The organism is Niallia sp. FSL W8-0954, assembly GCF_038005605.1.
Taxonomy (GTDB): domain Bacteria; phylum Bacillota; class Bacilli; order Bacillales; family Cytobacillaceae; genus Niallia; species Niallia circulans_A.
Genome location: NZ_JBBOTN010000001.1, coordinates 1,502,940 through 1,518,035, shown reverse-complemented (window position 1 = coordinate 1,518,035; position 15,096 = coordinate 1,502,940). Strand labels below are relative to the sequence as shown.

14 protein-coding genes and 1 pseudogene are annotated in these 15,096 nt (G+C 36.1%); 4 read left to right on the top strand and 11 right to left on the bottom strand.

Annotated elements, in window-relative coordinates:
• Positions 1-54 precede the first annotated feature (54 nt).
• Complete coding sequence (locus tag NX902_RS07505) at positions 55-885, bottom strand: manganese catalase family protein (protein WP_095332145.1); 831 nt, start codon at positions 883-885, stop codon at positions 55-57.
• 300 nt (positions 886-1,185) lie between these two features.
• On the opposite strand from NX902_RS07505, the gene NX902_RS07500 reads away from it, so the two are divergent.
• A complete protein-coding gene (locus NX902_RS07500) occupies positions 1,186-1,536 on the top strand; it encodes a DUF485 domain-containing protein (RefSeq protein WP_095332143.1) in 351 nt (116 codons plus the stop codon).
• Positions 1,533-3,059, top strand: a complete 1,527-nt coding sequence (locus NX902_RS07495; RefSeq protein ID WP_171509465.1) for a solute symporter family protein — start codon at positions 1,533-1,535, stop codon at positions 3,057-3,059. The genes NX902_RS07500 and NX902_RS07495 overlap by 4 nt, the downstream gene beginning before the upstream one ends.
• Before the next feature lie 119 nt (positions 3,060-3,178).
• On the opposite strand, the gene NX902_RS07490 is transcribed toward NX902_RS07495, so the two are convergent.
• Positions 3,179-3,910: a polysaccharide deacetylase family protein gene (locus tag NX902_RS07490; protein WP_171510299.1), complete on the bottom strand. Its 732-nt coding sequence runs from the start codon at positions 3,908-3,910 to the stop codon at positions 3,179-3,181.
• Positions 3,911-3,979: 69 nt separating this feature from the next.
• Positions 3,980-4,570: a spore coat protein gene (locus tag NX902_RS07485; RefSeq protein WP_163186132.1), complete on the bottom strand. Its 591-nt coding sequence runs from the start codon at positions 4,568-4,570 to the stop codon at positions 3,980-3,982.
• Positions 4,571-4,835: 265 nt separating this feature from the next.
• On the opposite strand from NX902_RS07485, the gene NX902_RS07480 reads away from it, so the two are divergent.
• A complete protein-coding gene (locus NX902_RS07480) occupies positions 4,836-5,030 on the top strand; it encodes a hypothetical protein (RefSeq protein ID WP_123257298.1) in 195 nt (64 codons plus the stop codon).
• A gap of 37 nt (positions 5,031-5,067) precedes the next feature.
• Complete coding sequence (locus NX902_RS07475; protein WP_123259735.1) at positions 5,068-5,424, top strand: hypothetical protein; 357 nt, start codon at positions 5,068-5,070, stop codon at positions 5,422-5,424.
• A gap of 51 nt (positions 5,425-5,475) precedes the next feature.
• Here NX902_RS07475 and NX902_RS07470 read toward each other — a convergent pair whose 3' ends face one another.
• The 8 genes and pseudogenes from NX902_RS07470 to NX902_RS07435 form a co-directional block, all read right to left on the bottom strand.
• Positions 5,476-5,772 (bottom strand): rhodanese-like domain-containing protein, encoded by a 297-nt coding sequence (locus NX902_RS07470; RefSeq protein ID WP_123257296.1) that lies wholly within the window; start codon positions 5,770-5,772, stop codon positions 5,476-5,478.
• Positions 5,773-5,803: 31 nt separating this feature from the next.
• Positions 5,804-6,277, bottom strand: coding sequence for a DsrE/DsrF/DrsH-like family protein (locus NX902_RS07465; RefSeq protein ID WP_341160675.1), 474 nt, complete (start codon positions 6,275-6,277; stop codon positions 5,804-5,806).
• A 94-nt stretch (positions 6,278-6,371) separates the two neighbouring features.
• Positions 6,372-6,632 (bottom strand): metal-sensitive transcriptional regulator, encoded by a 261-nt coding sequence (locus tag NX902_RS07460; protein WP_123257294.1) that lies wholly within the window; start codon positions 6,630-6,632, stop codon positions 6,372-6,374.
• Between the two features lie 143 nt (positions 6,633-6,775).
• A complete protein-coding gene (locus tag NX902_RS07455; protein ID WP_171509464.1) occupies positions 6,776-8,716 on the bottom strand; it encodes a CoA-disulfide reductase in 1,941 nt (646 codons plus the stop codon).
• A 287-nt stretch (positions 8,717-9,003) separates the two neighbouring features.
• Positions 9,004-10,020 carry a threonine aldolase family protein gene (locus NX902_RS07450; protein WP_171509463.1) on the bottom strand — a complete coding sequence of 339 codons (1,017 nt, stop codon included), beginning with the start codon at positions 10,018-10,020 and terminating at the stop codon, positions 9,004-9,006.
• Between the two features lie 256 nt (positions 10,021-10,276).
• Positions 10,277-10,872 (bottom strand): annotated as a pseudogene (gene safA / locus NX902_RS07445) (SafA/ExsA family spore coat assembly protein).
• 140 nt (positions 10,873-11,012) lie between these two features.
• Complete coding sequence (locus NX902_RS07440; RefSeq protein WP_341160674.1) at positions 11,013-14,426, bottom strand: pullulanase; 3,414 nt, start codon at positions 14,424-14,426, stop codon at positions 11,013-11,015.
• Positions 14,427-14,884: 458 nt separating this feature from the next.
• Positions 14,885-15,010 carry a hypothetical protein gene (locus NX902_RS07435; protein ID WP_275068801.1) on the bottom strand — a complete coding sequence of 42 codons (126 nt, stop codon included), beginning with the start codon at positions 15,008-15,010 and terminating at the stop codon, positions 14,885-14,887.
• Positions 15,011-15,096 lie beyond the last annotated feature (86 nt).

Genomic DNA, 15,096 nt, shown 5'->3' with positions numbered 1-15,096 from the left:
AGACACAAACTATTATTGGACCGAATAGTTTGTGTCTATTTTCCTCTATATTTTTTACTTTTTAATATTTAAATCATGATGCAATGATTCAGGTGGAATGGGATTGAGAGGAACTTGCCCCTTTGGAACTGGTTCTTTTACATACACAAAATCTCCTGTTCCATCTTGGGCACTACCTGTTGCCCAGAGACCTTCTGAAGAAGCATCTCCTTCTGATAAATTCCAGAATTCATACGCTTCTGGCTGAGATTCTTTTTCTGCTTCCGGAGGGAAGGTTGCTGGAACAACTACACCATTTTTAGCTTCTAATTCCTCGATTGCTGCTAGCCATTGATATTGGTGGTAACGATCACGAGCTAACATTTTTCTAAATGTAGCTCTTACTCCTTCATCAGTTGTCATATGATACAATCTTGCTACCTGTAAGCGTCCTTGGCTTTCTGCATGTAAATTTGAACGCATATCTGCTAAAAGATTTCCACTTGCGACAATATACGATCCATTCCAAGGTACCCCATTAGAATTAGTTGGCATGCCACCCAATCCACTTACAAGTAGATGTTGTGGATTAATTCCACCCATAATGGCTGCAACTGCTGGATCTTTCGCTGCTTCAGCCTGATCCTCAGGTGATGCACCATCTAGAAGCTGACTGATTAGAGAGCAAAGCATTTCAACGTGACCAATCTCTTCCGTTCCTATATCCATGAGCATATCCTTATATTTTTCTTCTCCGCGACAATTAAAACCTTGGAAAAGATATTGCATCATTACGGTCATTTCACCGAATTGTCCTCCAAGCACCTCTTGAATTTGACGTGCTAACATTGGATCTGGTCTGTCCACTTTCACTTCAAACTGTAATTCTTTTTGATGACGAAACATGACGCTATCTCCTCCTTGACTTTTCATATTGCTGTTCGATTAAGATCTACCCCGTCTTCAAACTTAATAAACAAAGAAAAAAATTTTAATATAGTAAATACTTCTACACAACACTATCAAAATAATTCCATTTTCCCTTAAGCTTTTATTCGCATAAATTTAGTTGTTTTCAACAAAAATAAGCCCTTTCGCTCAAGTAAAACGCTTACATTTAAGAAAAAAGAACCATTGCGATTCTTCTATGAAGTTTTTACACTATTGTTATATTGAAAAATATATTATTTTCAAGGGGGAAAGTGAATGAGTAATTTGGCCAAAGATGCAAAAAAGCAATCTCCGCCTTACGATTTCGTACAAATTGCCAATAGTTCTAAGTTCAAGCAATTAATGTCCCAAAAGAAAAAATTTCTAATTCCTCTCACCGTCTTCTTTTTACTCTTTTATTTTATGTTACCAATTTTGACTTCTTACACAACTATTTTAAACAAGCCTGCTATCGGATCGATTACATGGACGTGGGTGTATGCATTTGCACAGTTTATCATGACTTGGGTGTTATCCATGATTTATGTTCGAAAAGCAATGAAATTTGATGAATTAGCTGCTGACATTGTGGAAGAAAACCAGATGGAAGGGGCTAACAATAAATGAGTCCAATCGCATTAATGTTGTTTGTCATTATCGTCCTCATCACTCTTATCATTACATATTGGGCAGCTAAAAGAACCAATACAACCAGTGAATTTTATACTGCTGGCGGGGGATTAACAGGCTGGCAAAATGGCTTAGCGATTGCAGGGGACTATTTATCAGCCGCCTCCTTCCTCGGAATAGCAGGTGCCATCGCGTTAACTGGTTTTGATGGATTTTTCTATTCGATTGGATATTTAGTTGCTTATTTAGTCGTTCTTTATATTGTTGCAGAACCACTAAGAAATTTAGGAAAGTATACAATTGCTGATATGATAAATGCCCGCTTTGATCAGAAAAAAGTGCGTGGTGTAGCCGCATTAAGCACGATTACCATTGTAATTTTTTATATGATTGCTCAATTAGTTGGAGCTGGCGCCCTTATCCAGCTATTATTGGGAATCGATTATTGGCTTGCGGTTTTAATTGTTGGCGTCATGATGACTATTTATGTATTATTTGGCGGTATGACTGCTACAAGCTGGGTTCAAATTATAAAAGCTGTCCTTTTAATGCTTGGAACAGTTGTTATCTCCTTTCTTGTTCTTGCAAAATTCAACTTTAATATTCTTACGATGTTCGACGAAATCAAAACACTTACACCATTAGGAGAAAACTATATTAATCCCGGCGTGAAGTATACCAACTCTCTCGATACTATTTCTATGATGGCAGCACTCGTTCTAGGAACTGCTGGTCTGCCGCATATACTAATGCGCTTCTTCACAGTAAAAGATGCGAAAACTGCTAGAAACTCTGTTGTAACAGCAACTTGGGTTATAGGCATTTTCTACATCTTAACCATCTTTTTAGGCTTTGGAGCTGCTGCTTTTGTAGGGGCTAGCGACATTGTGGAAGCAAATGCTGCGGGCAATATGGCAGCACCATTGCTTGCTCACGCTCTTGGCGGTGACTTTTTAATGAGTTTTGTCTCGGCGGTAGCATTTGCGACCATTCTAGCAGTTGTTGCAGGACTTGTATTATCAGGTGCCTCAGCCTTTGCCCATGATATATATGGTCAAATAATCAAAAAAGGAAAGGTTACCGAAAAACAGCAAATGAAAGCAGCTCGTTATGCTTCGGTTGCAGTAGCCTTGCTATCCATTATCCTTGCACTTTTTGCTCAAAAAATGAATGTAGCCTTTCTCGTATCCCTTGCATTCTGTGTAGCAGCCAGTGCTAATTTACCAGTTATCATTTTTACAATCTACTGGAAAAGATTTAATACAGCCGGCGCTATATCAGGCGTAGTAACAGGACTACTTACGGCGTTAGTGTTGGTTGCCATCAGCCCAAGTGTACTTAATCCTGTACCTGGTGCTGCTATTTTAACTGGAACGGCTATATTCCCGTTAACAAATCCTGCTATCATTTCCATTCCTGCAGGTTTTCTCGGTGCAATTATTGGGACCATCCTCTCCAATAAACGAGATGAAAAGAAATACGCCGAGGTTATTGTGAAAGCAAATACGGGTATGAAGTGAAGAAAAAAGACTGACTTTCTATAGCTTAAACGTTAGAGTAGAGTCAGTCTTTTCATTTTCCGGGAAATAAAATGACAAAAAGCGCCAAAAGTCGATTACTTTTCAAAGCAATCAACCCTTCACTGCCCCTCGACTATATCAGCAAACTCCTCTAATGTGGTAGAGTACTTAACATACTTACGCGGTAACAGATAGAGTTCATCCTTTATTCCCTTTGCACTATAGAATTCTGGTGTTGTGGTTAGCCCAAAAGAATAATGCTTCTTGACTTCCTCCATTGTCTTAGAATCAATATTTCCATAAGGATAAGAAAGGGCAATGACTTTCTTTCCTGTAATTGCTTCGATTTTGTCTTTCGAATCTTTTAGCTCATGTTTATAGTCTGTTGTTTTCACCAAATCAGGATGTGTTGCTGTATGGGATTGAATTGATAGAAAACCTGAACTAGCTAATTCTTTCAACTCTTGATTAGATAACCTATTGGCATTTCCGATAAAATCTGCTATAACAAACATCGTTGCTGTTGGGGTAAAATCGTCTGTTTTCATCTTTCGAAAAATTCCCAACACTCTTACATTATTTTTATAACCATCGTCTAACGTAATAAAAATTGGCTTTCTAACTTTATTTATATCCTGCCATTTTTCAAAAGTTAACGGAGTAAAACCATGATCTCGCAAATAAATCATTTGCTTTTCAAAATTTGCTGGAGTCACATATAATTCTTTTGAACCTTGTCCATGGAACTCTTCAATGGAATGGTAAACCAAAATAGGAATCTTTGTTTGTGCAATCACCATAGAAGGTAGAAAGGGAATTAAAAGAATTAACATCATTACCGTTTTTCCCATCATACAAACCTCATTTTAACAAAGTATTATGGAGGAAAGTTATCTCAAAGAGAGATAACTTCCTTTAAATTAATGCATATTATTATTCATATTCATTTGCTGCTGCATCATTGGAGCTCCTTGTGCAGCTGCAAATCCGTTTAAGATATTTTGCATATCTTGAGCAGCTAGCTGAGGAACTTGATAATAATGATGCTTGTTTTGGTATAAAGATACTTCATAAGCCATTTCCAAACAGTTCGGAATAGAAGCTGCAATAACTCGACGTACAACCGGATTAGTTGTTTCAGCTGCTGCCATTGTTTTCATGGAAGCAGAAGCTTTTAATGCACTAAGCATTGCAACTGCAGCTTGCTGATCACTCATTTCCGTCACATTTTGAATTGGCTTTGCAGGAGGCATCTGGGTCATTCCAAAGATGAAATCATTATTTTCTTTCATCATATATGGTTCAGTTCTCTTTGCAGGAGGTTGTCCAGTTTGAAAACACTCTAATGTTAAATTGTACTCTTCTTGAATAAATTGATATTGTCTGTTTTGAATATCTCGTAATTCTGGATCCTGAATATGGTTTCCTAACAATTTATACAAATTCATTGTATTTATTGCTCCAACTAGTACTTCATGAACATCAAACATTTCATGTCCGCCATGATTCATCGCTTGTGGAACTTGACCTGTTTGTAGATTTTGGTGTACTTGCTGTCCGTTTTGCAACAATATAATCTCCCCCTGTAAATGGATTTTAAACAACAGGATTAGTATGGTGAACGTTCTAGAAACTATACGCTTAAAAATTGTTAATAATCGACAATGATAGAACTATTGCTTTGTTAATTTTTACTAGAGACTAAAGGTTTTAAAAACACTAAATCATGGATTTTTTTCTTTCTTTTTATCCATCCTATCACTAGGAGGTGTCAAGATGCCTAGAAATCAAGTTCAAGTAAATGTTGATCCAAATATGGATGGTCCACGTGAAGGGGTAATGGCGGACGCTGATGGAGATCAGTTAGGAATAAGCAGAGATACAGAAGTTGAAACAACAGCATTTCATGTCAAGCAATTAAAAAAAGATCCTGAATTAACAAAATTTAATCAGTCTTTTAAAGATAAATGATAGTAACACGAAAATTAGCAATTGTATGGAGGAAAAAATGAATAGTTATTTGGATACGATGGTCACTAAAGTGAAAGATTCCATTATTCAGGCTGCTGATTCGGTTCGAAAAGGTTTTTTCACCTTAACGGGTGAAACTTCTCTGTCCGTTAATGAACTGGCAAAATATATAAAAGAAAATAAAGAAACAAAAACAGAAAGCAAATATTTATTAGGCAATTATTATTACTTCAGTCACTTACAAGAGAATGGTATTCGTTATTATTTAGAAACAAATGGAGACTTCATCTTACAATTGGATGCGAGTACAAAAGATCATGTATTGATCGCCTACCGTTCTTACAAGGACAAGCTTTCTATAAATACTCCCGTGAAATTTCCAAAGATACAATAACAATGTTTAAAAACAGGAAGGCTTCACGCTTCCTGTTTTTAACTATACTTCTTATTCAACTTTTCCTTCCCAGCTTTGCATACCACCAATGACATTTACTACACGATATCCATTTTTATTTAATATTTGAGCAGCCTGACTACTTCTTCCTCCCGATTGACATACCATAAAATATTCTTTTTGTTTATCTAATTCATGCATTCTAAATTCAATAAGACGCAAAGAAATATTTATTGCTTCAGGAATTTTGCCTGTCGCCACTTCCGCTGGTTCCCGAACATCAATAATCGAGACTTTCTCTCCACTCTGCAATTTGCTATTTAATTCCGTTGTTGTTATTTCTTTCATTTCATTTACCCCTTCCCTCGAAAAACTAATTTTAGATAAATAAATTCACATTGCCATCCTCTGCTTCAGCCAAATAGGCAGCAACACCAGCATAATCAACCCCTTTTAACAGCTCTTCTTCTTTTAATCCAAGTAAATCCATTGTCATCGTACATGCGACAAGATTTACCTTCTGTTCCTGCGCCATTACTATTAATTGTGGAAGTGTCATTGCCTGATGCTGTTTGCTAACATGTTTAATCATCATAGGACCAAATCCTAAAAAATTCATTTTGGATAGCCCCATTCTATCTGCTCCTTTTGGCATCATTTTTCCAAAGAGCTTTTCTAACAATCCCTTATTTACTTTTATATTTTCTTCTTTTCTTAAAGTATTTAATCCCCAAAAAGTATGAAAGATAGTAACTTCATGATCGTAAGCAGCTGCCCCATTAGCAATTATATAGGCAGCCATCGCTTTATCATAATCACCACTGAATAACACAATCGTCGTTTTCGTTGCCATATTATCTCCTCTCTTAATTACCGTTACCCCTATGGGTATATAATCATCTAAAATTATAAGCTCTATTGGTTCTAGAGCTTTTTATCTTTGTTCATTATCTGCTTTTGACTAACAGATTTACTGCTTCCTTAATCACATCATCCATTTTTTCTCCGTTTTCCTGGGCTTCTACCACACAGTCAACTAAGTTAGTGCTCACAATAACACCCATTGTTCGATCTACTGCTGAACGAACAGCTGATAACTGTGTAATCACTTCCTTACAATCTTTATTCTCTTCCATCATTTTCAGAATTCCTCTTAATTGTCCTTCCATTCGCTTAACTCTATTTTTTAATTGATCATTATATTCCAAGAAAATACCCCTTCCATTTGCTATATTTTCAGTTAGTCACTATTATCCTACATTATACATGATTTATTGATCATTATTATAGCCTGTCAAACTAGCTGAAGCGAATGTATAGCAATTGTAACTAAAGAGAATTCTCTATTTCTTTATTTTTTCTTAATCCAAAATTTAATAGTAGAACCTACTTGTTCCATTTTTAAAATTTGATGTCCTACCTTTTTTGTCCATGCTGGCAAATCACTTAATACCCCTCTATCTGTCGCTTGCAACTCTAGCACTTGCTTACTCTCTAATTGATCCATCCCTTGTTTTAATTTCACAATTGGCATTGGACAAGTTAATCCGGCAACATCTAGTACAGTTTCAATTTGAAAGCCTTCGTCTTCTCTTATTTCTTCATTTGTTTGATTGCTTTCTTCCGTTCTTTCTACCTTTTTTGTATACGCAAAAGCTGAGGAATAGGTTTTCCAGCCACCATCAACGTTTTTAACATTAAATCCGTTATTTTTTAATATTCTACTAGCTAAATATCCTCTTAAACCAACTTGACAGCTTACATAAATCGGTTGATCTTTTGATAACTCATCCATTCTCTCTCTTAGTTCACCTAATGACATATTAAGTGAACCTTCTATATATCCAAACTCTCTCTCTACACTTTCTCTTACATCCAGTAAATATCCACCATCTTGCACAATCTGATCTACCTCATGCCATTGGATTTGCTCTAATTCTCCATCTACAATATTCGACGCCACATATCCTGCCATATTTACAGGATCCTTGGCAGATGAATATGGTGGTGCATATGACAGTTCTAGATTAGTTAGATCTTCTACACTTAAATTACCTTTAATTGCAGTTGCAATGACATCAATCCGTTTATCGACACCTTCTCTTCCAATTGCTTGTGCCCCATATATTTGTCCTGATTCTTTATCAAATATCAATTTAAACGTAATTGGAGAACTTTCAGGATAGTAGCCAGCATGTGAATTAGGGTGAATATGGACTACTTCATAAGGAATTTCCCATTTTTGGAGTGTTTTTTCATTATTCCCTGTAGTAGCTACTGTTAAGTCAAATACTTTGACAATTGAAGTACCTAATGTTCCTTCATACTTCTCTTTTTTTCCCATCATATTATTAGCAGCAATTCTCCCTTGGCGATTTGCTGGCCCTGCGAGAGGTATCATTGTTTTCTTTCTATTGATATAGTCACGAACTTCAATAGCATCCCCAACAGCATAAATATCTTGATTAGAAGTTTGTAATAAGTGATTTACAACAATACCACCTTTTTCTCCAATTTCTAGTCCTGCTTGTTTGGCTAACTCATTTTCTGGTCTCACTCCAATAGATAGAATGGTTATATCTGTTTGCACTTCCGTCCCATCTTCCAGTACTATAATATTTCCATTACCTTTAAATTGTTTTACTCCATTACCTAAGATAAGTGTTATCCCGTTTTGCTTAAGATGTGTTTGTACAGGACCTGCCATTTCCACATCAAGTGGACCTAACACTTGATTCCCCTTCTCCACAATCGTTACCTTCATTCCACGGGCAACTAAGTTTTCTGCCATTTCTACACCAATAAATCCGCCCCCTATAATTACAGCACTTTCTGGTGCGTTTTGATCTACAAAGGCTTTTAGGCGATCTGTATCTGGTATATTTCTTAGTGTAAATAGTGATTGATGGTTTTCTATACCTAATATAGGGGGAATAATTGGTCTTGCTCCTGGTGAAAGCAACAGCTTATCATAAGTTTCTTCGTATATCTCTTCTGTTTGTAAATTTTTAATCGTGACTTTTTTATTATTCGCATCAATCGATATTGCTTCACTCTGTACTCTAATATCCAATAAAAACCTTTTTGACATTCCTTCCACTGTCTGTACGAGCAACTTACTTCTGTCTTTAATCGTTTCTCCAATATAATAAGGCAGCCCACAATTAGCAAAAGAAATGTGCTCTCCTCTTTCAATCAAGATAATTTCTACTTCTTCACTTATCCTTCTTAATCGTGCAGCAGCTGTTGCCCCACCTGCCACACCACCAATAATAATTACTTTCTTCCTCATAATATAAGATCCTCCTCATATACCTACACGGGTATTTTTTTTGATAAAAAATATACCCATAGGGGTTTATAAAATATTATAGAGAGCAAACAAAAATAAGTAAAGAAAAAAATGCTGGGTATTATAAATGACTCTTGTTTTTCTTATAATTAGCAAATTTAGTGGTCTAACTATTAGCGCTTTTCTGTAGCAATTCTTCAAATTCTTTTCTACGGAACTTTCATAGGAAATAATACATAATGGCATACCGAAATATTCCTGTATGCCATTGATAATTTTAATTATTCTTATTTTAAATGGTTAATAAACCGCTCCACTTCCTCTTCTTTTGTTGCCCAAGAGGTGACAAGCCGAATCGCAGAATGTTCCTTATCAATTTTTCCCCATATGATGAAGTTATAATTTTTCTGTAATTCTATAATCTTATCGTTAGAAACAATCGGAAAAACCTGATTAGTCGAAGATTGGGTTAAAAAACGATAACCTTTCTCGGCTAATGCTGTTGTTAGTCTTTCTGCCAGCCTATTAGCGTGTTCAGCCAATTCGAAGAAAAGATTATCCTTAAATAGCTCATAAAATTGGATTCCTAGCACTCTGCCTTTTGCCAGCATTGCTCCTTTTTGCTTAATATGATAACGGAAATCCTCCTTTAAGGAATCTTTCTTTAACACAAGCGCTTCCCCCATCAATGCTCCATTTTTGGTACCGCCAATATAAAAAGCATCCAGAAGTTGAGGTAAATCACTTAACGTAAGATCATTGTCTTTGGCACAAAGTGCTGACCCTAAACGTGCTCCATCCATATAGAAAAGCAATTGATTCTTCTGACAAAATTCACTTAACTGTTTAAGCTCGCTTTTGGAATAAATCGTTCCAATTTCAGTTGAATTGGATATGTATACGAGTTTTGGCTTTACCATATGTTCATCTGTATGCTCATCAAGTACCTTTTGAATTAGACTTGGTGTTAACTTGCCATTTTCCGTATCAACTGTAAGAACCTTATGACCAGTTGCTTCGATAGCTCCTGTTTCATGAACAAAAATATGTCCAGACTTAGCGGCAATGGCTGCTTCATGTGGTCTTAAAAAGGCAGAAATGGCAATTAAATTAGTTTGCGTTCCGCCAACTAAAAGATGAACATCTACCTCCTCACAATTCAGTTTTTCTTTCAATATTTCAACTGCTTTGTGTGTAAAGGAATCTTGCCCATATCCTATTTCTTGCTGCAAATTGGATTCTAGCAATGCTTGTAAAATTCGTGGATGTGCTCCTTCACTATAATCATTATTAAAACTATACATGGACATAGCCTCCTTTTTAAAAATATTTTCTCACAAAAAGATTCGTCTTGTCACTAAATGTTTTGGCAATTGTCCACTTTATCGCGGTTGTCGAATAACTATATGAAAATGGTTGGCAAGGCTTCACTGAGAACTGTGTGGATTTTCAAGAGGAAGCATTAATAGCCAGCTAGCTACCAAAATTAGAAGTATTATCTCATCACTACAAATAAAGGGATTATCACTTAATTTTAAGTAGTAATCCCTTGCTAAAATATTATTTTGATATAAACATTTGCGTCCAATAGTTACCATTTTGGTGATATCCTACACCGATTTGTGTAAAGTTTTCACTTAGTATGTTTGCTCTATGACCGCTCGAATTCATCCACGCTTGAACTACTGCTTATGCGCTTGTTTGACCTTGAGCAATATTTTCTCCAGCTGCTTTATAACTAATTCCGTATGCTTTCATCATATCAAATGGCGATCCGTATGTTGGACTTGTATAACTAAAGTACTTTTTTTGAGCCATATCCATCGATTTATCTCTAGCAACTCTTGATAATTCCCAGTTTTCCGTTAAAGCAGGAAGTCCATTTTTTGACGTTCTATATTGCAAAGTCGGATTACTTCCCATTCTACTGTTTTAATGGGATCAATATTGGGGATAGTCAATTTTTGATTTGGATAAATTAAACTAGGATTTGAAATCTGTGGGTTCGCAGCAATAATCTCTGTTAAGCCAATTTGATATTTCACCGCAATTTCCCACATCGAATCTCCATTTTTAACGATATATGTATCAGCAAATACCATCGTAGGGAGTGCTATTAAACAAAAAAAAGTAACCATTGCTATTATTTTCTTCATTTTACCATTCCTTCTGAATAATAAGGTGCGCACAAAATTTCGTTCTTATACTTTCGTCCATTATTTTTTTGCTTTCTTTCCCTTTTTTAAATACAAAAAGCAGAAGTTAGCTATACTCCTAACTTCTGCTATCTATTTATTTATTCTGCATCTGCTTTTTTTCTGCGAACGATGATAGAAAGACAAACACCTGCTGCTAAAATAACTATCCCAATCAGTAGATATGTGCCATTATTAGTTGCTGTATTTGGCAAGGAATTTTTTGATTTTCCGTTATTATCAGCCTTCTCACCGTTATCTCCTTTGTCTCCCTTATTATCAATGGGATTCTTATCTGCATTAACTGGGGCTTCTTTATCTGGTTTTTCTGGAACTTCAGGATCTGTTGAATCCACTGGATTTTCTGGATCATTGGGCTCTTTGTCGTCATCATCCGGATTTCCGCCTGTCTCTTTTTCATTTTTTATGACAATAGTAGTAAGTGGCTCAAGTGTTATTTTTTCTGCTGTTAAAGTGAAGCCACTTTTCTCTTCAACAGAATCTTTACCTGCTTCATCATTATCCACTACTACTTTAAATTCGGTTAAATCTTCACTTAATGTCAGCTCCCTAGCTTTTGTATCACCATTCATAAATACATAATAGCTGCCTGTATTGTCTGTTGACTCATTTTTATAGGCAATAATAACATCTTCTTCCTGAATCTCTTGTGCATCAATCATGGTTACATTAGAATCGACTAAACTCTTTTCACCTAGTCGAAAAGCATTGCTTGATTTTCTTAATTCAATTAATCCTTTTGTATATTCCACCGTTTCATTATTTATTGGATATGCTTCCTCATTGGTGGCTTTGGACCAATCAAACATATTAATGGCATCAGATGAATCATAGGAATCATGAACAAAGTAACCAAACACATTGCCATTTTCATCTGTAAAAGCATCATATTTTTGTTCTGGAATTCCCTCTCCTAGCCATTGCTTGGTTCTTCCATATTCTTGTCCTGCATGTAAAAATGCCGTGCCTTGTGAAGTCAGAATCAATGAGTTTCCAAGGCGAATGCGTTTATGAATTTCTAGATCATTTTCTGGAATGGCTGGATCTTTTTTCAAAGCTTTCGCAATAATATCGTAGAGCGGCAGATTATCATGTGCTTCAATATATTGCACCATGTCTCCTGGATCATCTGCTGGCGTATTGGATGGCTGTGCTTTTATATTATTAAATATCGTCTGAATATTACGAGCTCCGCCAGTGATAAAGCGCGGCTCTCCTTCTGAACCAAAACCCGATTTTAACTCATTTCTTATTTCATCAGAGAAAACACCGACATCATCAGTTTTATCCATCCAATCTTGGTCTGCACCTTTTCCTGCCAAAGATGGGTCTGCTAAATGACCAGAGAACGTCCTCCACCCTTCTCCAATAAATAATGCATTGGGATTGATGCCTTTCGCTTCATCATAAGCTTTTTGAACAGCTTCATAGGTTGCATCCCCCATCATATCCCATCTCATGCCATCGATTTTAAATTCACGAAACCAATATTTCACTGAATCTATCATTAGCTTTTCCGCCATTTTATGATTTGTAGCTAAGTTATTTCCAAATCCTCCCACAAACTTACCGTTACTGTCTTGGAAAAAATAATAGTCTGGAACAATATCATTTAATAGACTAGCATTGGACATATGTGTATATACAACATCTAGAACCACTCCCATGCCAGCAGCATGAATCGCATTAATTAGCTCCTTTAATTCTTTAATGCGCAGTTCTGGATCTTTTGAATTTTCAGAATAGGCACCATCTGGTGAGAAATAGTTATGAGGATCATACCCCCAATTATATTCATTTCCTGCTGCCGAATACGCTAATTCCCTTTCTCCCATTCTCGTTTCATCTCCCCAATACCAAGCATTAACTGGCAGGAGCTGGACATGTGTAACACCCAAGGATTTTATATAATCCAGTTTATCAATAAATGCTTTATAAGTTCCAAAGCGACCATTTAAATCAGTCTCAATGGTTGGATCAGAAGTAAAGTCGCGAATATGAGCTTCCCATATAATCGCATCTTCTCTTTTTTCATAGCCATCGATGTTAACACCACTAAAGTTAGCTGGGTTGGTTTGACTTAAATCAACAATGGCCGCCTTTCCTACTGTATCGCCATCACTGCCAACTTTTCCCTCTGTGTTAACAGTAAATGCTGCCATTGATTTAGCATAAGGATCTAAAACTTTAGATACTTTTCCATCATTGGTTACTTCATATTGATAATAATATCCTCTTGTGTCGTTGATGCCGAGCTCACTCGCTTTCGCTTCAATACTCCATACCCCTTGATCCCCTTGTACTAAATCTAAACTGCCGATTTTCCTTGCTGCATCATTTTTATCATAAAAAACAGCGGTTACCTTTGAGGCTTTCGGTGCCCATAATTTTAATGTTGCATCTTTATTATGATAAGTGGCCCCTAAATCATTGCCCTCATAAAAGTAATTTTCATCTAACATTTTCCACCCAGATTTAGCTGTAACAGATCTTCCTTGATAAGAGATTGTAAAAGGCCCCTTTTCCCCATCATAAATACCTGTTATTTCCACTGTGGTTTCATTAATAATTTTCACTGCACGAAAATCTATTACTTCTTTGTCCTTATCTACAATAGATAATGCTTGCGCTATTTCCTCTTCCACAAGTCCTTTTGTACTGGAAAAAGTTAATTGGATGGTTGTGTCAGACAATAGTTCCCCTGATACTAAATCAGTTGGGGATTCCCAGTATGGTGAAATATACACTTGATCATCTTCATTTTTAATCCACAAATGATCGTATTCTTCCAATAATGCAAATCCTTTGTCTCCGGCTATCTTTTCACCATTTTCACGGTTTACAATAAGAAAGCCAATTTTTTTAGCATTCTCTTTCACTTTTATATCAACATAAGCACCATAGCGATCATTCTTTTCTAACGCTACGGCATCAGTTGGCCAATTAACAGTAGGTGATTCTACATCTTCCCATAACCACACCCCTAACTTATCATAGTTTTGGTCATCTCTTTGATAATGAATTCTAACTGTATTGTCAGCCAGCTCTACCGGCTCAAATAGATGAACACTATCTGAACCTTCTTTAATCCATATTTCATTTAATGATGGATTGTTTATCGTAACTGACTTATCTCCACTCTCTTTCTCTCCATTGGTTCTGTTTACAACAAGAAAGCTTACCTTTCTAGCATCTTCTTTCAAAGGGATATCAATATATGTACCATACTCATCTTGATTCTCTTCTTCAAACGCTGCAGCACCTTGTGGCCAATTGGCAGTTGGTGATTCTACATCTTCCCACAGCCATAACCCTAGATCCTGATACTTGTTCTCCTCATTTTGATAATGAATTCTTAATGTGTTTTCAGGTATGTCTTTTCCACTTGTGTTCCCTGCTTTTACGTTCATTTGATTGAATGAGAAGCCTCGTGTCGTGAACACAAGAACAAATATCGTTAGAATAATGAGTAATTTCCTTAACCAGTGATTCATTCCTGTTCCTCCTGTTTTAAATGTTTTAAGCAACTTAAGTCTTTTGCTAAACCTACCTAGTTGTAAAAAAATAAGCGTTTACTTCTTTTAGTGATGTAAAAGTAAACGCTTTCTTTATATGGGAGATTATAAATATAGTAGATTATGAGTGTCAATATTTCTTTTGATTGTTCACGGTAACAGAATTCCAAGCAAGATAGTTACAGGCATCCAGCTTTATAAAATAGACAAAAAATTAATGAAGCTTTTTGGTTTTCATTTTTATGAGGATTGGACGCGTTTGGCTGATATTTCCTACATTGGCTGATTCCCCTGCTGCTTTGGCTGATATTTTTTTACATTGGCTGATTCCCCTGCTGCTTTGGCTGATATTTTTTTACTTTGGCTGATTTCCTTGCTGCTTTGGCTGATATTTTCTTACTTTGGCTGATTTCCTTGCTGCTTTGGCTGATATTTTTCTAGTTTGGCTGATTTCTTTGCTGTTTTGGCTGATATTTTCCTAGTTTGGCTGATTCCCTTGCTATTTTGGCTGATATTTTCTTACTTTGGCTGATTCCCCTGCTGTTTTGGCTGATATCTATCATTCTAATTAGTTAGTTTTCACTTATAAATACAAAATAAAGATTCTTTCATTGCTGTTTACCATATAAATGGGTAACTCGGTCAGTAA